This is a genomic window from Flavobacterium sp. (assembly GCF_044369455.1).
Taxonomy (GTDB): domain Bacteria; phylum Bacteroidota; class Bacteroidia; order Flavobacteriales; family Flavobacteriaceae; genus Flavobacterium.
Window position 1 is genome coordinate 419,211 of the sequence record NZ_JBIPLW010000001.1, and the last position, 17,841, is coordinate 437,051.

Sequence of the window (17,841 nt, forward strand, 5' to 3'; positions counted from 1 at the left end):
AAATTATGTCAGCATCAATACAAAGTATATCGCTTTCAGGTAGAAAAAAACAAGTTTCCAATAAGGAAATGACTTTTTGGGAACGATTATATCTAATAGCTATCATTAAAGGATTAGCCATTACTATCAAACACTTTTTTAGAAAAAAGGCCACCATCCATTACCCTGAACAAGTTAGGGAATTCAGCCCTGTTTACAGAGGACAACATATGTTAAAACGCGATGAACAAGGTCGTGAAAACTGTACTGCTTGTGGTTTATGTGCATTATCGTGCCCTGCTGAAGCCATCACTATGAAGGCGGAAGAACGCAAACCTGGTGAAGAACATTTATATCGAGAAGAGAAATACGCTTCTATTTATGAAATTAATATGTTGCGTTGTATTTTTTGTGGATTGTGTGAAGAAGCATGTCCAAAAGACGCTATTTATTTGACCATCTCTAAAGAACTAGTTCCTTCTAGTTATGATAGAGAAGATTTTATATTTGGAAAAGATAAATTGGTTATGCCTTTAGAAATGGCGATAAAAAATAACAATCTCCTTGCAGACGGCAAACTTAAAAACGCTAACTAATGTCAACGATAACAATTATATTTTACTTTTTATCAGCCATTACTTTGGCTTCAGCGTTTTTAACGATATATAGTAGAAATCCTATTCACAGTGCTATTTATCTGGTAATTTGTATGATGTCAATAGTAGGACATTATCTAATGTTTAATGCACAATTTTTAGCCTTAGTCCAACTCATTGTTTATGCTGGAGCAATAATGGTGCTTTTCTTATTCACCATCATGTTAATGAATTTGAATAAAGAAGACGAAGTACATAAACCAAGAATCACGAGACTCGGAGCAATCTCTGTATTTATTTTAATGAGTGTTGTTTTGGTTACTATTTTCATCAATTCTAAAACCATCATGGGTGATTATGATGTTTCGGGCGAAGATTTTCAATCCATCAAAAAACTAGGAACCGTCTTGTTAAATGAATACATGGTGCCATTTGAGTTTGCCTCTATCCTATTATTAGTAGCGATGATCGGAGTAGTTTTATTGTCTAAAAAAGAAAAAATAGAGAAAAATAATGAATAATATTTTAAATCAAATAGGTATAGAAAATTACATTTTCCTCTCGGTACTTCTTTTTTGTATTGGGGTTTTTGGAGTTTTATATAGAAGAAACGCCATCATCGTTTTTATGTCAATTGAGATTATGCTGAATGCTGTAAACCTATTGTTTGTTGCCTTTTCAACCTATCATCAAGATGCCGAAGGACAAGTATTTGTATTCTTCTCCATGGCTGTGGCCGCTGCTGAAGTTGCTGTGGGCTTAGCCATTTTAGTATCGGTGTTCCGAAATATTGGTTCCATTGATATTGCTAATTTAAAGAACTTAAAAGGATAATCTGGAATGGAAAAAAACTTAGCTTTAGTATTACTCTTATCTCCATTTGTTGGATTTATTTTCAATATTTTCTTTGGGAAAAAAGTGAGCAGAACGATTTCTGGCTCTATCGGAACATTGACTGTAGTGCTTTCATTTTTATTATCAATATGCTTTTTTGCCCAATTGAACCAAAACGGAAAACCATTCGAGATCTCTTTATTTGATTGGATACAGGTTAGTAATTTCAAATTAGACTTTGGTATTTTATTGGACCAATTGTCTTTATTGTGGTTGTTATTCGTTACCGGAATTGGTTCGTTAATTCACCTCTACTCTATCAGCTACATGCAAGATGACGAGAATATGCACAAGTTTTTCGGCTATTTGAATTTGTTTGTTTTCTTCATGATAACATTGGTAATCGGAAATAACTTATTAGTCATGTTCATCGGTTGGGAAGGCGTTGGATTGTGTTCGTATTTACTGATTGGATTTTGGTATAAAAATCAATCGTATAACGATGCTGCTAAGAAAGCTTTTATCATGAATCGTATTGGCGATTTAGGGTTTTTGATTGGGATTTTTATTATTGGAAATTTATTCTCAAGTTTAAATTACACTGAAATTAAACAAGCTATTACTAATGGTAATGAAAATTCTGCAATGCTTGGACTTGCCGCTCTTTGCCTATTCATCGGAGCTTGTGGAAAATCAGCACAATTACCTTTATACACTTGGTTGCCCGATGCGATGGCTGGACCAACACCAGTTTCGGCGTTAATCCACGCTGCAACGATGGTAACTGCCGGAATATTTATGGTTACCCGTATGAACTTTCTATTCGATTTGACTCCAGCAGTTCAAAATATAATTGCTATTGTTGGTGTTTCGACCGCTTTAGTAGCAGCTTCCATTGGTTTACTACAAAACGATATTAAAAAAGTATTGGCTTATTCTACTGTTTCGCAATTGGGATTAATGTTTTTAGCTTTAGGACTAGGTGCTTATACTGTTGCGGTTTTCCACGTAATTACGCATGCGTTTTTCAAAGCGTGTTTGTTCTTGGGCTCGGGTTCTGTAATTCACGGATTGCACGGTGAACAAGACATGCGAAAAATGGGAGGATTACGCAAAGCGATGCCTATCACTTTCTGGACGATGATGATATCCACTCTAGCTATTGCTGGAATTTTCCCTTTTGCGGGTTTCTGGTCCAAAGACGAAATCTTGATGGTGGCTTTTGAACACAATAAAGTATTATGGATAGTTGCTTCGATTGCGTCAATAATGACCGCTTTCTATATGTTTCGATTGATGTACTTGACGTTCTTCAAAGACTTCAGAGGGACAGAAGAACAAAAACACCATTTGCATGAAAGTCCAAGTTTGATTACAATTCCATTAGTAATCTTGGCTATTTTAGCTGCTATTGGTGGCGCCATTAATTTGCCAGGAAGCATGTGGTTGAACCATTTCATGGAACCCATTTTATCAGGAAAACACGAAGCGCATCATCTTGGAATGCAAGAATACATGTTGATGGGAATAGCATTAGCTGGTGCATTGATTGGTATCATTTGGGCGAATGCCAAATACATCAAACAGGCATTTGTTCCTAAAGAAGATTCTGAAATTGTTGGTTTTAACAAAACAATATACAACAAATATTATGTAGACGAATTTTACACGTTTTTAATTGTAAGGCCAGTCAATAGTTTGGCTAATTTCTTTAGAACAACCTTAGAACCTGCATTAGGAAAAGTAGTTTTCAGTTTCGGAACATTGGCTAACGGAATTGGAACTCAAGGAAAAAAATGGCACACAGGAAGTATCGGTTTGTATTTGTTTGTTTTTGTGATTGGCATTGTTGCCATAGTATCTTATTTATTTATAGCTCAATAATTTTTACATAATGGATGTAACTTCTATATTAATATTACTTCTCGTTGGTGCAATTGCAACGTTTTTCGTCGGAGATAAATTAGCTTCTAAAGTTGCCTTACTATTCAGTTTAATCACTTTCGGTTTCTCTTTATTTTTATTAAATATATTCAATCAAGGAAACAACATCAGTTATATTTCCTCTTGGATTGATATACCAAAAGTTGCTCTAGCGTTTAAAGCTGACGGATTATCGATAGCAATGGTATTATTGACTACTGCTTTAACACCTTTAATTATACTCTCGTCTTTTGGAAATTCATTTACCAATGCTAAAAACTTCTATGCTTTAGTACTATTCATGTCATTTGCTATGACGGGAACATTTTTAGCTGCTGATGGATTATTGTATTATGTTTTTTGGGAATTGGCTTTGATTCCAATTTATTTTATTGCCCTAATTTGGGGTCATGGTGATGCAGAAAAACGTAAAAAAGCGGTTATAAAATTCTTTATTTATACTTTAGCGGGTTCTTTATTCATGCTAATCGGTTTTACGTATTTATATACAAAATCAAACAGTTTCCTTCTAGAAGATTTATATAAATTAGAGTTGTCTTCAACTGAACAATGCTATATTTTCTTTGCTTTCTTTTTAGCGTATGCTATCAAAATTCCTTTAATTCCTTTCCACACTTGGCAAGCTAAAGTGTATCAAAAAGCCCCAACAGTTGGAACCATGCTTTTATCAGGAATCATGTTAAAAATGGGATTGTACAGCGTTATTCGTTGGCAATTGCCTATTGCGCCGGCTGCCGCTAAAACCTATATGCCAATCTTAATCGGATTGAGTATTGCGGGAGTAATTTATGGCTCAATAGTGGCGTTGCGTCAAAAAGATTTGAAAAAACTTTTGGCCTATTCTTCTCTGGCTCACGTAGGTTTAATTGCTGCTGGTTGTTATACAGTAACACTCGACGGATTACGTGGTGCTGTTTCACAAATGATTGCTCACGGATTTGTGATTGTTGGATTATTCTTCGCAGCTGAAATTATCTACAGAAGATACGAAACCCTAACCATATCTGAAATGGGAGGAATTCGTTCACAAACTCCCAAGTTTAGTTCGATGTTTATGATATTGGTATTAGCTTCAGTAGCTTTACCTGGAACTTTTAACTTTGTGGGTGAATTTACCGTATTGTATAGCTTAAGTCAAGTTAACCTATGGTTTGCTATTCTAGGTGGAACCACTATAATTTTAGGAGCCTATTACATGTTAAAAATGTTTCAAAACACGATGCTTGGAGAAACCAATACCAAAATATTTACAGACATTACAACCAATGAGGCAATTACATTACTAGCTATCATCGGCTTTTTATTATGCTTCGGATTGTATCCTAAACCAATTGTTGATTTGGTGACACCGAGCTTAAATGAAATTTTAGAAACTATAAAGAGATAATTGAATTAAGGATTAAGGAATTAGGATTTGGGATTTGGGATTTATGACGAAAGAGGAATTAAAGAAAAGAACAAAATCTTTTGCTATTAGGGTTTTTAAATTTTTAATAGAAATTGAAAAAAATAAAGCAGTAGATGTTATTTCTTATCAACTTTTTAAATCTTCTTCTTCCGTAGCCGCAAATTACAGAGCTGTTTGCAGAGGGAAATCTGATTCTGATTTTTTAAATAAGTTGAAAGTAGTAGATGAAGAAGCCGATGAAAGTTTATTTTGGTTAGAATTTATTCAAGAATTAAAAATAGATTGTGACCAAAACGAATTACAAAAATTGATTAAAGAAGCTGATGAATTAACGTCAATTTTTTCAGCAGCTATAAGAACTATAAAGAGTAAAAAATAAATTGAGGATATAGGAATTGGGATTTAGCATTAATAAAATGAACTCCAATTACTTTCCTTCATTAAAAATATAAAAAACAAAAAAGAGATTTAGATTTTAGTATAAGAGGACATCAAATCCCAAATCCTAATTCCTAAATCCCAAATTCTAAATAAAAAAAATGAATACATTAATTGCCATATCAGGTTTAGGTGTTTTTTGCCTTATCGCTGAAATCTTTAATTTAAGAAAACTACTTGTTCCGGTTGCTGTATTGGGACTTTTAGCTATTCTTGGACTTACTATTTCTGAATTCAACACACCCGCTTCTTTCTATAACAATATGATTGTTGTAAATAAATTTTCGGTAGCTTTTTCAAGTCTGTTTATCATACTAACGATTTTCTTAGTAGCCTTGAGTGGCGATTTTTATAAAGAGCATCCCACAAAAATATCCGATTTTATAGCCATTAAAATTTTCCTTTTGTCTGGTGCTGTTGCAATGGTCTCCTTTGGAAACTTAGCAATGTTTTTCTTAGGAATTGAAGTACTTTCAATCTCTCTTTATGTTTTAGCCGCGAGCCGTAGATTGGATATTAAAAGTAATGAAGCCGGAATGAAATATTTCTTAATGGGTTCATTTGCTTCTGGCATTATTTTATTTGGAATTTGTTTAGTGTATGGAGCTACAGGCTATTTTGACATGGCAGAAATCTATGATTTAGCACAAGGTGCCGGATTACCTATTTGGTTTCCGATTGGGATAACACTAATCATCATCGGAATGTTATTTAAAATTGCTGCAGCACCTTTCCACTTTTGGGCTCCCGATGTTTATGAAGGTTCTCCATCAATGACCACAGCAACTATGAGTACATTAGCAAAAGTTGTTGCTATGGCTACTCTATATAAATTATTAAGTGGATTAACAAGCTTATCTCCAAAAGTAGAACTATTGATTGTAATCCTATCAATTCTTTCCATGTCTGTTGGAAATATTATGGCATTACGACAAAAAAATGTAAAACGAATGTTGGCTTTTTCAGGTGTATCTCATGCCGGATTTATGGTAATGGCATTGTTAAGCATGTCAACCGCAGCTTCAACTTTATTGTATTATACGGCTGCCTATGCTTTGGCCGGAATTGCCTCGTTTGCCGTAATTATTTATGTTACTAAAAACAATGACAACGAAGATATTTCAAACTTTAATGGTCTTGGAAAAAACAATCCTCTTTTGGCTGCACTTTTAACGGCTTCACTCCTATCTATGGCGGGAATCCCAATTTTTTCGGGCTTTTTTGCTAAGTTTATGTTATTTGAACAAACGATAAAAGCGGGTTATTTAGTAGTTGTTATCGCTGCTGTAATCAACTCAATTATAAGTGTGGGATACTATTTTAAATTGATTTTGGCAATGTACACAAAAGAAGCTTCTGAGGAAAGACAAGCAGTTCCATTTGTATATTATGCAGTTGCTGTAATTGCAATTCTACTCAATATTATTTTAGGGATTTATCCATCATTCGTCACCAATTTATTGAGCTAAAAACATTTTGCTTTTAGTTTCCCAATCGATTTGAAATCTTAAAATGAAGTATACTTTTTTACCAAATACTAACCTAAAAGTTAGTAAAGTTTGTCTTGGCACCATGACTTTTGGAGAACAAAACTCGGAAAGTGATGCACATGCTCAACTAGATTACGCTACAGAACAAGGAGTTAATTTCATTGATACTGCCGAAATGTATCCGATAGCGTCACGCGAAGCAACATTGGGAGAAACCGAAAGGTATATTGGAACTTGGTTAAAAAAAACGGGGAAAAGAGAGAATTTGGTTGTGGCTACGAAAATTGCTGGACCTAATCGTGGCATGGGTTACATCAGAAATCCATTAGATTTTTCCAAGAAAAACATTGACGAAGCTGTTAACTTAAGTTTAAAAAATCTTCAAACAGATTACATCGATTTGTATCAAATGCATTGGCCCGAACGCGTGATGAATATGTTTGGGCAACGTGGCGTTTCGAAAATAGATCCCCAATGGCAAGAAAATTTCTTCGAAGTATTAACTGTATATGATGGTTTAATAAAAGAAGGTAAAATAAAACACATTGGCGTTTCTAATGAAAATCCATATGGTGTCATGAAGTTCATCAGCGAAAGCTATAACCATAATTTACCTAGAATTGTCACGATTCAAAATCCGTTTTCGCTACTGAATCGATTGTATGAAGTGGGACTTTCCGAAATTGGAATGCGTGAAAATATTGGTTTGCTGGCGTATTCTCCTTTAGCGTTTAGTTTCTTAACTGGTAAGCATTTGAATGGGATTCAACCAACGTCACGATTGGGGTTATTCCCTCAGTTTACGAGATATTCGAGTGAGAATTGCGTGAAAGCTACAAAACTATATCAGGAAATTGCCGAATCAAACGGGTTGAGTTTAACCCAAATGGCTTTGGCATTTGTCAACCAGCAAGATTTTGTAACCGCTACAATTGTTGGTGCTACAAGTACAGAACAACTTCAAGAAAATATTGCGGCTTTTGAGGTAACCTTATCGCCAGAAATCATTATGGAAATCAATAAAATTCAGGAAGTATTTCCCAATCCTGCGCCTTAAATTATTGCTTGATAATTTTTGATGTGGCAGTCAAACCATTTTGTGTTTCCACAGTAATTAAATACATTCCTTTGGCTAAACTTGCTATGTTTACTGCGTTTGAACCTAAGTTTTGAATATCTTGATTAAAAACAATTTTACCGGTTAGGTCAGCTATAGAAATAAATTCTAATGCCACATTATTGTCATTCTTGATGTAAAGTTCATTATTTGCTGGATTTGGATATATAGTTACAAGACTTTCGTTAAGAGACAAAGCACTAAGTGAAGTGTCAACTACTTTTGAAACAGAAGTGCCATTTGTAATATACAATTCACCGTTAACATCTTCTCCAAAAGAGGTAATTACTCCAGGCAAATTTACAGTCCAAGTGATGACTCCAGAGGCGTCAACAAGTCCAATTTCTCCAGTACAATAATCGGCAAAAATATATTTGTTTGCAAAATTTGGATACAAAGAGCCAGTGTAAAAATAACCACCAGTAATAGAACATCTTCCATTGGAACCATAAACATAATCTGTAAAAGGCGCCACTGTGTTCGCAAAAGTAGGACAACCGCTGTTGTTAAAAACTGAAGTTCCTTCAAAACAACGCCAGCCATAATTTAAACCCGTATTGGGCAAAGGAAATGTTGTTTTATTGATTTCTTCACGAGTACTCTGACCCACGTCTGCTATCCATAAATCGCCATTTAATCTATTGAATGAATACTTCCACGGATTACGTAAACCAATTGCCCAAATTTCGCGAAGACCAGCAGTGGTTGCATACGGATTAGTTGATGGAATACCATAATTTAATGACCCAAAAGTAGTATCAACATCTATTCGAAGCATTTTACCTAACATTACTCTACTAGGAAAAGAAGGATCTACGGTCATGTTTTGGGAATATCCTTGTGGATCGCCACCGCTTCCGCCATCACCCAATCCGATGTATAAAAGACCATCACGACCAAACGCCAAACTTCCACCGTTGTGATTAGAAAATGGTTGATCTACTGTCATTAAAATGGTTGCAGTAGTATTGGCTATATCTGGATTGGCAGAAACAGAATATCTAGCAATAACAGTATCGCCAGCTGTATTGGTATAGTTGATAAAGAACAGTCCATTTGTAGCATAATTGGGATGAAAAGCCAAGCCCAACAACCCTTGTTCGCTGCCACTACTTAAACCTGTTACGGTTAAAAAAGGGGTGGCATTCACCGTTCCATTTGAATTTACTATTCTAATCGCACCTGTTTTTTGAACCACAAAAAGGCGAGAATCAGCCGGTGGATGAACTATTGCTACTGCATTGGTTAAACCTGTAGCAAAAGTTTGTACAGCCACTGTTTGGGCTGAAACTGAAAAAATAAAAAGTGTTATTACTACGAGTATTATTTTTTTCATAATCTAATTTTTTTTGTAAAGTTAGAAATAAAAAGTTTGTAATCAAATTGTTAACCAAAAAACGCAACCGGCAAGGATTGCGTTTCTAATTTATAAATTATCTATGATTTTGTCTTTAGGATATTTGACTTTATAACTTACTCTGACTTTCTTGGTTTCGTTTGGATTGAGTTTTAAAGTCCAAGTAAGAATTCCGGTTTCTTTGTTTGCTGTGGCATTATCACTTTGCAATAATTCGATTTCAATTTCTTTATCCGTACTCAACGGATATTGATCTTTTAACAAAATATCTGCGGCTTCTTTCTTGTTATTTCTTACTGTAATATCAAATGTAAATGTTTGCTCTTTTTTGGACGATAAAAATCGTGTTCCCGATTTATCGACTACTTTTTCACGCTTGATAGTAATTTTTTTATCTCTTCCCATACTCAGATTCAAGGTGTCTGAAGTTTGATTGGGGTTAATCACTGTTTTGCCTACATACAAACCTTCAAAAATAATATTGGCTTCGCCTGGTAATAAATTATACTTCGAATAATCATTGATTTCTGCCAAAAGAAACGCCTCTTTTTCTACTCTAGGTGCCGCATAATATTTATAGGTTGCTGGCAATTTGATTTCTTTTAACGCAACACTGTGTGGTTTGCTATTGGATAAAATATCGTAGGGAATATCAATGTCGAAGGAAACGTTGAGTTGGTTTTCTTGAATTGTTGTGAAATTTGAAATAGAAGTTGAAGCTACTTTTTTGTCCTTTCTACCATACCCTTGAACAACAACTTCTTCAAATTTTACACCAGGAGCATTTCCTTGTAATTGATTTTGAACTCCAAAATTGGCATCATTTTCATAGAAATCTCTATACCTCAAAAACCAAGAATTCAACAACGGTGCTTGATTGTTTTGATTGGGATTGCCCGAGGACAAAGTGAGTTTTACTTTTTTCCAATCAATGCCTGTCCATTGGGTTACTTGTGCTTTATACATCATATTAATAGGTGATGTAATATTTTCAGCTCTTAAATCATAAAATGGCGTCCATGAAGCATTGTCGGTAATATAGTTTAGGTCTAAATTAACAACTCCTGCTATTTCATTCATCACTTGAATAATCAATTTTCCTTTGGAACTTTTTTCTTCTTTTTGGGTATTGATTTCGAGTTTGTCGTTGAGTGCTTTGAGTTTTTCCTTGAGTTTGGTTTCTTTTTCGGCCAAAGTTACCACTGCATTATCCAATTCTGTTCGTTTGGCTTTATAAAAATCGACCAATTTCATCAGTTCGGCAACATTCAATCCCGTATTGGCACCACTTACGTTTTGATTGGCATCCAATAGCGCAATGGTTTGCTGGCTAGAATAGGTGTCTATTTGGATTTTCTTAATTTCTTTTTGAACAATAGTGATGCTGTCCCGTACTTTTTTTATCACCGGATTGGTTTCATCAATTTCATATTCGGAAATATAATTTTGCGTAAACTGAACTGATAAAACTGTAACCGAATTGGGTGCACCAATTTGCACAGTGCTTTCGTTTAAATAATCGGCTACGTTTTTTACCACAATTTCGCTTGTGCCTACTGGCAGATTTACGGATGTGGTTTGAGTTAATTCGGCAGCATTGAAGTAAACCGTTGCCGACTTTACTTTGGCTGTGGTGAAAATTGGTTTTTGAGCAAATGAAACAAAGGGAATCAAAAATAAGAAAGGAAGGAACTTCATCATAAATAAAAGATTTATTACAGGAAACTAAAATAACGTATAAAGGAAAGAAAAAGTATGTGACTTTAATAATTTTAAGAAAAATTCATTAAAACTCAAACTCGTCGATGCTAAGACTATCGCTTTCAATAGTAGCAGGTTTTTGTTTTAAGTATACTCGTGCGGCACCAGATATGGAGAGTGGAAAGTTGCCAATAGTATCATTTGTGGATAAAATATTTCTCCGTAACATCAAATTAATCAAAAATTTTTCTTGTTGTTTTGCCGATGGTTTCAAGCTATTAGTAGCATCAAAGCGATACATAAATCCTTTCGGCTTCGGGATTATTGTAGCTAAGAATAAACATTCATTTAAGTTTAAATCACTTGGATTCTTCTGAAAATAAAAATGAGAGGCTTCGCTAATGCCATAAATGTTTGGTCCCCATTCTATAATATTAAAATACACTTCAAGCATACGTTCTTTTGAACTGATTCGGTTGTTTTCTAAAATATAAACCAAAAGGATCTCTTCTAACTTTCTTGAGACTGTTTTTTCTCGAGTTAAGAAAACATTTTTTACCAATTGCATGCTAATAGTACTGGCACCACGTGAGAATTTTTTGGTTCGAATATTTTTGGCTATCGATTGTTTGAAAGCTTCATTAATAAAACCACGATGATTAAAAAAAGATGGGTCTTCGCTGGTCAACACACATTTTTGCAAATAGGGAGTAATGCTATTTAAAGGTGTAAAATTAGGGTTCGATCCACCAACTACTATTGGCCGTTGTGCAACGCCATTATCAATGGCACGATAGATAAACTCGCCATTGATTTTATTCAAATCGGCTTCGCCATATTTAGTAATTTTTAATCCTTCTGATTTCAATTTACTTTCAAAAATTAGGTCGTTTGGTTGATGACTATTGTATTCAAAATTCAAGTCGAAACTAAAATCTCCCTGTGCTTCCATGCCTTCAAAATGTCGAAATAAACCTGCTGGTAAAGACACTATAAACTCTTGTGCTTTCATTCTAGGAATGTCTAATTTGAAGTCATAAACTTTATCCGTTTCGTTGGTATACAAAATATAAGGTTTGCACTTGATGCTATTCAACTGTATCGCAGAAGTGCTGTCCAATGCCATAAATCTTGAACCAATAATCCAATGATAATCGAAACGGGCGGATTTTACCACTACATCTATATTGGCAATTTTCGGGTGATTAACCATCAAATTTTCAATGGAAGAATAGCCATCAACATATAATTCACCACGATCCATAGAGAGGTTTTCTAAATTAAAATGAATGGATTTAAAACCTGTTTTCAGATTGAATTTTTTATCCAAATACGGAATTTGTATCGTGTCGCTGTTTGGATTGAAGAATTGCAAATCGGCTTTTCTATCTCTTGGATCGGCAAATCCATTGATAGCCCACTGCTGTGAAAAATTAGCTGAAGTAACTTGGATGATTGTGTTGAGCTTTTTTTTATTTAAAATTAATTGGTTAAAATCAAAAACAACTTTATTGCCTTTGTCATCAATTTTAAAAGCGAATCCTTGGACATTCATATCGGTTGGCACCAAGTCTAAAAGATTTGAGCTTATTCGGTTGAGTAATTTGGCATAGTTGACTTCGGAATTATCCGTTTTCTCTTTTTTGGAACGAAGAAATGCATCGAAGTTGCTCCCCTTTTTTGTTTTTACTAATTGAATGAAGCCTTTATTAATTTCAAGTTTTCCTAATTGAATATCGCCAATCAATAATTTCCAAAAGCTTACACTGGTTTTCAATTCTTGAATATGAAGCAATGTATCAGCTTGAACAGGAACTAATGAAATTTGATGAAACTCGATATTAGTCAATCCGTGAAATTGAGCTTTTTCTATACTGAAATGGCATTGATACTCTCGTTCCATTTTGGCATCAATACGATGAATACCTTTTTCTAAAATGGTATTTCTAAAAGCAAAAAGCAAAACTATTCCAAGCAGTAAAATGCTACCAATTATTTTGAGAATTAAAAATACTTTTTGTTTGGTTGTTTTCATTTTATGGATTTACCGATAATCCAATTCCGATTACATTAGGAAGAAACGGAGCTGCTTTAAAATTATGGGAAACTATAATTTTGTATGTTCCTCTGTTAAGTCTTGTTTGTTTTTTTACAGTATATTTTAAATCACAAACATCTCCAGAGCATTCCGCGAGTTGTTTTCCTGAACTGTCTTTTAGTTGTAAATCGACCGCTAAGTTTTCCTCCTTACCATCTGGACTTTTAATCATAAATTGAATCGGAATACTGTCAAATTGATAATCATAAACATGACTAAATTCAAATACTATAGTGTAGCGCTTCGAATCGTCTTTAATCTCAAATTCATAACCTTTTAAATCTGATTTTTCCCAACGGTTATTTTCGGGCATTTTATCAAATTGACTAAAAGTTCCTGAATTACATGAATTTAAAATAAAAAATAGTGATAACAGGAATAGGATTTTTGTTTTCATAAATTGTAATGTTTAATTATATAAAACGGATTTCGTTGCCTTTTATTGCTGCGTCTCAAAGTAATTATAACGATACGTTTTAGGGTTATATAATTTAATGGTTATTTTATAAGTTTAGGATTTGTAAATTACCCAAATAATTGCTCAACCACTTCTTCAATTTTGGAAACCAAAACCACTTTTATTCCAGGGAATTTAGTAGCAATCTTATTATATTTAGATACGAAAATGGTCGAAAAACCCAGTTTTTCAGCTTCTTGAATGCGATGTTCTACACGATTCACTGGGCGAATTTCGCCCGAAAGGCCAACTTCTCCAGCAAAACAAACGTCTTTCCCAACGGCAATATCTTCATTAGAAGACAATATAGCCGCTACCACCGCCAAATCAATCGCTGGATCATCAACTGAAATACCGCCAGTAACGTTCAAAAAAACATCTTTGGTTCCGAGACGGAAACCAGCACGTTTTTCTAAAACCGCTAGAATCATGTTTAATCTTTTTGCATTATACCCTGTTGTGCTTCGTTGTGGTGTTCCATATACTGCGGTCGAAACCAATGCCTGAATTTCTATCATCAATGGACGCATTCCTTCAAGAGTTGATGCTATGGCTGTGCCAGATAGTTCTTCTTCACGATGCGAAATTAAAATTTCGGAGGGATTAGAAACTTCGCGTAACCCTGAACCTTGCATTTCATAAATTCCCAACTCGGCAGTGGAACCAAAACGATTTTTGAGTGAACGCAGAATTCGATAGACGTGATTTCTATCGCCTTCAAATTGAAGAACAGTATCGACCATGTGTTCCAAAATTTTTGGCCCAGCAATGTTGCCGTCTTTAGTAATATGACCAATAAGAATCACGGGTATATTGGTTTCTTTGGCAAACTTTATAAGCTCAGCAGTAGTTTCACGAATTTGAGAAATGCTTCCTGCAGTGGATTCGATATAATCGGTATGCAGGGTTTGAATCGAATCAATAATAACAATATCGGGTTGGGTTTCTACGATATGACGAAAGATGTTTTGGGTTTTAGTTTCGGTAAGTATGTAACAATTATCACTATCTGGATTGATGCGTTCGGCACGCATTTTTATTTGTTTCTGACTCTCTTCTCCCGAAACGTATAAGGTTTTATAGGGTAATTTTAACGAGATTTGTAACAGCAATGTGCTTTTCCCAATACCAGGTTCACCTCCCAAAAGTATCAAAGAACCAGGAACAATTCCACCGCCAAGCACCCGATTTAGTTCGCCATCAGTAGTATCCATTCGTACTTCTTGAGTCGAATCGATTTCTTTTATTTTTAAGGGTTTAGAAACTCTTTTAGAATCAGTATCTGATGATTTCCAACTTGACTTTTCTTCTTTCTGAATAATTTCTTCTGCAATCGTATTCCATTCTTTGCATGAGTTGCATTGCCCTTGCCATTTAGAATATTGCGCCCCGCAATTTTGACAAAAAAAAGTCGTTTTAAGTTTGGACATTGGTTTTACTTTTTACCTCCTAATGGTGTTTCCGTTGGAGTAGTCTCGGTTGGAGTAGTCTCAGTTGGAGTGGTCTCTGTAGGAGCAGTTTCTGTCGGAGTAGTTTCTGAAGGAGTATCGGTTGGTGGTGTTTCCTCGACAACCGGTTCTTCTTTTACTTTTTCCCCTTTTTTACCTTTTTTAGGTAATGTTTTTTTCAATTCATCGGCTCTCTCAATCATCATGTCTTTGGTTAAATCCCCAATTTCTTCACGCTGAAAAGCAGCCAAATAGGACTTAACGGCTCTGGCATTATCTCCCTTCTTCTCATACATCTGCGCCAATTCATAGTCAGAAAGCATTGATTTTGGATAATTTTTTCGGGCTAATTGAGATAGTTTATCAAATTCATCATAGGCTTTATTTTTTAGAATTGCTGCTTCTATAGCTTTAAAATCATTCAAACGAATTGGCAACTTTAAAGCAAACGATTTGTCTATAACATCATACTTTTTTATAAGATAATCAACGTAACCCGAAGGTAATATAGCTATTTTCTCATTAAACTCTACAGTTGAAATGGGCTGATAAACCGAAAATATTTGATACAAAGCGCTTGGAATTGAATTCAGAACTAAAGAATAATGTGATGCTCCTTTAAAATCGTCAAATCTGTAATTAAGGGTTTCTTTATTGACTTTTTTGGCCGCTTCATCTAAAGCTAAAATACGATTTCTCATTTTTTTAAGATCTCCATCGGCAGAAGAGTGATAATAAAAGAGTGGTTTTTGAATAGCTGCCAATCGTTCTGGGATATTTTCCTCCATTCCGGTCGGAAGTTCCGGACTCATTGAAATATAAGCGTCAAAAACAGGGTTATCTTTATACAGATATAAGTTCAAAAAACCCGCTGTAGTATCCAATCCCGCAATCATTTTAAAGGGTGCCGTTCTGAAGTTCTTTTGAATGTAAGGCAATAATTCCATCCCAATAAACTCAAAAAAAGATTCTCCTTTTTCAGAAGGTAAGCCGGTAGTTTCATCCACCATACAATCCGTTTCTCGTTCATTATTTTTGTTCTGACTAACACCAATAATGATTACTTCTGGCAAATCATCCCAATAATATCCGTAACTTAAAGCACCTTGAAACGGATCAAAAAGAAAATCCCCATCAAGAAGTACAAAAATTGGAAATTTTTGATTGGGATGTTTTTCATACGATGGCGGTAATCCAATCGTAATCTCTCTGTCTTCGTTTAATTTATTGGAAAAAATAGTATCTGTTATTTTTTTATTTTGAGAATAAAATGCATTGGAATAAACACAAATTAATAGGAGAAGTAGTTTTTTCATTTCTTTAGGTTTGGTTAACAGCACTATTGCCAAAACGATTAGCAATATAATAAAATTATCATAGCTTCGAATTGTATTACTTAAAAAAGCAAACTACTTTTTAATTGAATCGTGGCTTTGAGAAGAAACTCCGTCATTCCATAAGGTCAAAATATCCGTCGCTACTGCTGCACCACTACCCGAAGCTATGGCTAGTTGACTGCGCCAACCTGCTAAAGTTCCGGCAACATAAACGCCTTCCGCTACTTTGTGGTCTATGTTTTTTAATTGAATTCGTTGTTTTTCTGCTAACGCTTTTTTGTGAGGCTCTACATAATGCATTAAGCCATCGATATCAAAAGTATTAGAATATCCGATTGCAACAACAATCGATTTTGTTTGATAAGTATTTTTGTTGGTTATCACGGTGAAATTTTGAAAATCACCTGTTACTTTCAATACTTTTTCACTTTCTATTTGTGTTACATGCGGGTATAACTCTTTTAAATGTGTAGTACTTTCAGTCAACAATTCCGAACCTAATTTGCCCGGCGTAACTCCGTATGCATTATAGAATAGCGCTTCTTGTAAAGATGATGTCTTTTGATGAGCAACGATTCCGATATTTTTGTCTTTTACAAATGATTTTTTGTGAGCAGAACCCAATACCAAAGCACATGACATTCCAGAAACACCACCACCAATAATTAACACATCATACATAAAAAAATATTTTAAAACATGAAATTCCAAATCTAAAATTCCAAATACCAAAATTTTTTTTTATTGTTATTTGGCTATTGTTATTTGGGATTTTAAAAAATTAGTTTTTTAGTTTCTCTTCAATTTTTTTAGACATTCTAAATATCAAAAGAATAAAGATGGCACATAAAGATGCTGCCATACCAATTAGTGCTACCATACTATTCCCTTCAAAAGGGTTTTCAAAATCTATCAAAGTAAGATTGAAAACTACCAGACTAAATGCAATAATCATTAATATTAAAGTGAAAATTTTCATAAAATAAATTTAGCAGACAAAAATACTAAAATTGCGGTTACACAAAAAGTCCTTTAACATTAGTAGCAAATAATTTAACAGCAATGGCTAAAAGCACAATTCCAAAAACTTTTCTAATAATGCTTAATCCATTTTCCCCTAATATTTTTTCAATTTTGGCTGAAGATTTCAATACAAAATAGACTAAAATAATATTTAAAAGTATGGCAAAAATAATATTTATGGAATGAAATTCTGCTCTAAGAGAAAGTAAGGTTGTCATTGTTCCTGCTCCAGCAACCAGAGGAAATGCGATAGGGACAATAGAGGCCGAAGAGGATTTTTCATCTTTATATAAACGAATTCCCAATATCATTTCTAATGCTAAAAAAAACAATACAAACGAACCCGCAACTGCAAAGGAATTGGCATCGATTCCAATTAATTTTAAAATTTCTTCCCCTACAAAAAGAAAGGCGGTCATAATAACTGCTGAAACTATTGATGCTTTACCCGATTGAATATGGCCAAATTTTACACGTAATTCAATAATCACTGGAATACTTCCTACAATATCAATTACAGCAAAAAGAACCATGGTAGCTGTTGCAATTTCTCTAAAATCTATATTCATAAATTACTTTTCCCAAAAGTAACAAATTCCAAAATGGAAATGCCA

At 34.3% G+C, this 17,841-nt stretch carries 17 protein-coding genes; 8 read left to right on the forward strand and 9 right to left on the reverse strand.

What is annotated here, in order from left to right; translation table 11 throughout:
* Positions 1-5: 5 nt before the first annotated feature.
* The 8 genes from ACIQ2L_RS01790 to ACIQ2L_RS01825 all read left to right on the forward strand — a co-directional run bounded on the left by ACIQ2L_RS01790 (position 6) and on the right by ACIQ2L_RS01825 (position 7,746).
* On the forward strand, positions 6-575 hold the full coding sequence (locus tag ACIQ2L_RS01790; RefSeq protein ID WP_396155832.1) for a NuoI/complex I 23 kDa subunit family protein: 570 nt from the start codon (positions 6-8) through the stop codon (positions 573-575).
* Complete coding sequence (locus ACIQ2L_RS01795) at positions 575-1,096, forward strand: NADH-quinone oxidoreductase subunit J (RefSeq protein ID WP_396155834.1); 522 nt, start codon at positions 575-577, stop codon at positions 1,094-1,096. Before ACIQ2L_RS01790 ends, ACIQ2L_RS01795 begins: the two co-directional genes overlap by 1 nt.
* Entirely contained in the window at positions 1,089-1,409 is a 321-nt protein-coding gene (gene nuoK / locus ACIQ2L_RS01800) for an NADH-quinone oxidoreductase subunit NuoK (protein ID WP_236461931.1), read from the forward strand. The genes ACIQ2L_RS01795 and nuoK overlap by 8 nt, the downstream gene beginning before the upstream one ends.
* A gap of 6 nt (positions 1,410-1,415) precedes the next feature.
* Positions 1,416-3,293, forward strand: a complete 1,878-nt coding sequence (nuoL, locus tag ACIQ2L_RS01805; RefSeq protein ID WP_396155836.1) for an NADH-quinone oxidoreductase subunit L — start codon at positions 1,416-1,418, stop codon at positions 3,291-3,293.
* Between the two features lie 10 nt (positions 3,294-3,303).
* Positions 3,304-4,740, forward strand: coding sequence for a NuoM family protein (locus tag ACIQ2L_RS01810; protein WP_396155838.1), 1,437 nt, complete (start codon positions 3,304-3,306; stop codon positions 4,738-4,740).
* 43 nt (positions 4,741-4,783) lie between these two features.
* A complete protein-coding gene (locus ACIQ2L_RS01815) occupies positions 4,784-5,140 on the forward strand; it encodes a four helix bundle protein (RefSeq protein WP_396155840.1) in 357 nt (118 codons plus the stop codon).
* A gap of 160 nt (positions 5,141-5,300) precedes the next feature.
* Complete coding sequence (locus ACIQ2L_RS01820) at positions 5,301-6,668, forward strand: NADH-quinone oxidoreductase subunit N (RefSeq protein ID WP_396155842.1); 1,368 nt, start codon at positions 5,301-5,303, stop codon at positions 6,666-6,668.
* A gap of 43 nt (positions 6,669-6,711) precedes the next feature.
* A complete protein-coding gene (locus tag ACIQ2L_RS01825; protein WP_396155844.1) occupies positions 6,712-7,746 on the forward strand; it encodes an aldo/keto reductase in 1,035 nt (344 codons plus the stop codon).
* 1 nt (position 7,747) lies between these two features.
* Here ACIQ2L_RS01825 and ACIQ2L_RS01830 read toward each other — a convergent pair whose 3' ends face one another.
* The 9 genes from ACIQ2L_RS01830 to ACIQ2L_RS01870 all read right to left on the reverse strand — a co-directional run bounded on the left by ACIQ2L_RS01830 (position 7,748) and on the right by ACIQ2L_RS01870 (position 17,796).
* Positions 7,748-9,142, reverse strand: coding sequence for a PQQ-dependent sugar dehydrogenase (locus tag ACIQ2L_RS01830; protein ID WP_396155846.1), 1,395 nt, complete (start codon positions 9,140-9,142; stop codon positions 7,748-7,750).
* A 90-nt stretch (positions 9,143-9,232) separates the two neighbouring features.
* Positions 9,233-10,864 carry a DUF4139 domain-containing protein gene (locus tag ACIQ2L_RS01835; RefSeq protein WP_396155848.1) on the reverse strand — a complete coding sequence of 544 codons (1,632 nt, stop codon included), beginning with the start codon at positions 10,862-10,864 and terminating at the stop codon, positions 9,233-9,235.
* An 85-nt stretch (positions 10,865-10,949) separates the two neighbouring features.
* Positions 10,950-12,899: a transglycosylase domain-containing protein gene (locus tag ACIQ2L_RS01840; protein ID WP_396155850.1), complete on the reverse strand. Its 1,950-nt coding sequence runs from the start codon at positions 12,897-12,899 to the stop codon at positions 10,950-10,952.
* 1 nt (position 12,900) lies between these two features.
* Positions 12,901-13,359: a hypothetical protein gene (locus ACIQ2L_RS01845; protein WP_396155851.1), complete on the reverse strand. Its 459-nt coding sequence runs from the start codon at positions 13,357-13,359 to the stop codon at positions 12,901-12,903.
* A gap of 128 nt (positions 13,360-13,487) precedes the next feature.
* On the reverse strand, positions 13,488-14,849 hold the full coding sequence (gene radA, locus ACIQ2L_RS01850) for a DNA repair protein RadA (RefSeq protein ID WP_396155852.1): 1,362 nt from the start codon (positions 14,847-14,849) through the stop codon (positions 13,488-13,490).
* Between the two features lie 5 nt (positions 14,850-14,854).
* On the reverse strand, positions 14,855-16,183 hold the full coding sequence (locus ACIQ2L_RS01855; RefSeq protein WP_396155854.1) for an alpha/beta hydrolase: 1,329 nt from the start codon (positions 16,181-16,183) through the stop codon (positions 14,855-14,857).
* A gap of 93 nt (positions 16,184-16,276) precedes the next feature.
* Positions 16,277-16,885, reverse strand: a complete 609-nt coding sequence (locus ACIQ2L_RS01860) for an FAD-dependent oxidoreductase (RefSeq protein ID WP_396155856.1) — start codon at positions 16,883-16,885, stop codon at positions 16,277-16,279.
* 100 nt (positions 16,886-16,985) lie between these two features.
* On the reverse strand, positions 16,986-17,183 hold the full coding sequence (locus ACIQ2L_RS01865) for a hypothetical protein (protein ID WP_396155858.1): 198 nt from the start codon (positions 17,181-17,183) through the stop codon (positions 16,986-16,988).
* Between the two features lie 37 nt (positions 17,184-17,220).
* On the reverse strand, positions 17,221-17,796 hold the full coding sequence (locus tag ACIQ2L_RS01870) for a MarC family protein (RefSeq protein ID WP_396155860.1): 576 nt from the start codon (positions 17,794-17,796) through the stop codon (positions 17,221-17,223).
* Between the last annotated feature and the right edge of the window lie 45 nt (positions 17,797-17,841).

What these genes read in the sequence shown, in the direction of transcription:
- ACIQ2L_RS01855 (WP_396155854.1), bottom strand. Translation starts at nt 16,183, where the DNA reads ATGAAAAAACTACTTCTCCTATTAATTTGTGTTTATTCCAATGCATTT.
- ACIQ2L_RS01790 (WP_396155832.1), top strand. Translation starts at nt 6, where the DNA reads ATGTCAGCATCAATACAAAGTATATCGCTTTCAGGTAGAAAAAAACAA.
- ACIQ2L_RS01795 (WP_396155834.1), top strand. Translation starts at nt 575, where the DNA reads ATGTCAACGATAACAATTATATTTTACTTTTTATCAGCCATTACTTTG.
- ACIQ2L_RS01820 (WP_396155842.1), top strand. Translation starts at nt 5,301, where the DNA reads ATGAATACATTAATTGCCATATCAGGTTTAGGTGTTTTTTGCCTTATC.
- nuoK (WP_236461931.1), top strand. Translation starts at nt 1,089, where the DNA reads ATGAATAATATTTTAAATCAAATAGGTATAGAAAATTACATTTTCCTC.
- nuoL (WP_396155836.1), top strand. Translation starts at nt 1,416, where the DNA reads ATGGAAAAAAACTTAGCTTTAGTATTACTCTTATCTCCATTTGTTGGA.
- ACIQ2L_RS01815 (WP_396155840.1), top strand. Translation starts at nt 4,784, where the DNA reads ATGACGAAAGAGGAATTAAAGAAAAGAACAAAATCTTTTGCTATTAGG.
- ACIQ2L_RS01870 (WP_396155860.1), bottom strand. Translation starts at nt 17,796, where the DNA reads ATGAATATAGATTTTAGAGAAATTGCAACAGCTACCATGGTTCTTTTT.
- ACIQ2L_RS01845 (WP_396155851.1), bottom strand. Translation starts at nt 13,359, where the DNA reads ATGAAAACAAAAATCCTATTCCTGTTATCACTATTTTTTATTTTAAAT.
- ACIQ2L_RS01830 (WP_396155846.1), bottom strand. Translation starts at nt 9,142, where the DNA reads ATGAAAAAAATAATACTCGTAGTAATAACACTTTTTATTTTTTCAGTT.
- ACIQ2L_RS01835 (WP_396155848.1), bottom strand. Translation starts at nt 10,864, where the DNA reads ATGATGAAGTTCCTTCCTTTCTTATTTTTGATTCCCTTTGTTTCATTT.
- ACIQ2L_RS01865 (WP_396155858.1), bottom strand. Translation starts at nt 17,183, where the DNA reads ATGAAAATTTTCACTTTAATATTAATGATTATTGCATTTAGTCTGGTA.
- ACIQ2L_RS01810 (WP_396155838.1), top strand. Translation starts at nt 3,304, where the DNA reads ATGGATGTAACTTCTATATTAATATTACTTCTCGTTGGTGCAATTGCA.
- ACIQ2L_RS01860 (WP_396155856.1), bottom strand. Translation starts at nt 16,885, where the DNA reads ATGTATGATGTGTTAATTATTGGTGGTGGTGTTTCTGGAATGTCATGT.
- ACIQ2L_RS01840 (WP_396155850.1), bottom strand. Translation starts at nt 12,899, where the DNA reads ATGAAAACAACCAAACAAAAAGTATTTTTAATTCTCAAAATAATTGGT.
- ACIQ2L_RS01825 (WP_396155844.1), top strand. Translation starts at nt 6,712, where the DNA reads ATGAAGTATACTTTTTTACCAAATACTAACCTAAAAGTTAGTAAAGTT.
- radA (WP_396155852.1), bottom strand. Translation starts at nt 14,849, where the DNA reads ATGTCCAAACTTAAAACGACTTTTTTTTGTCAAAATTGCGGGGCGCAA.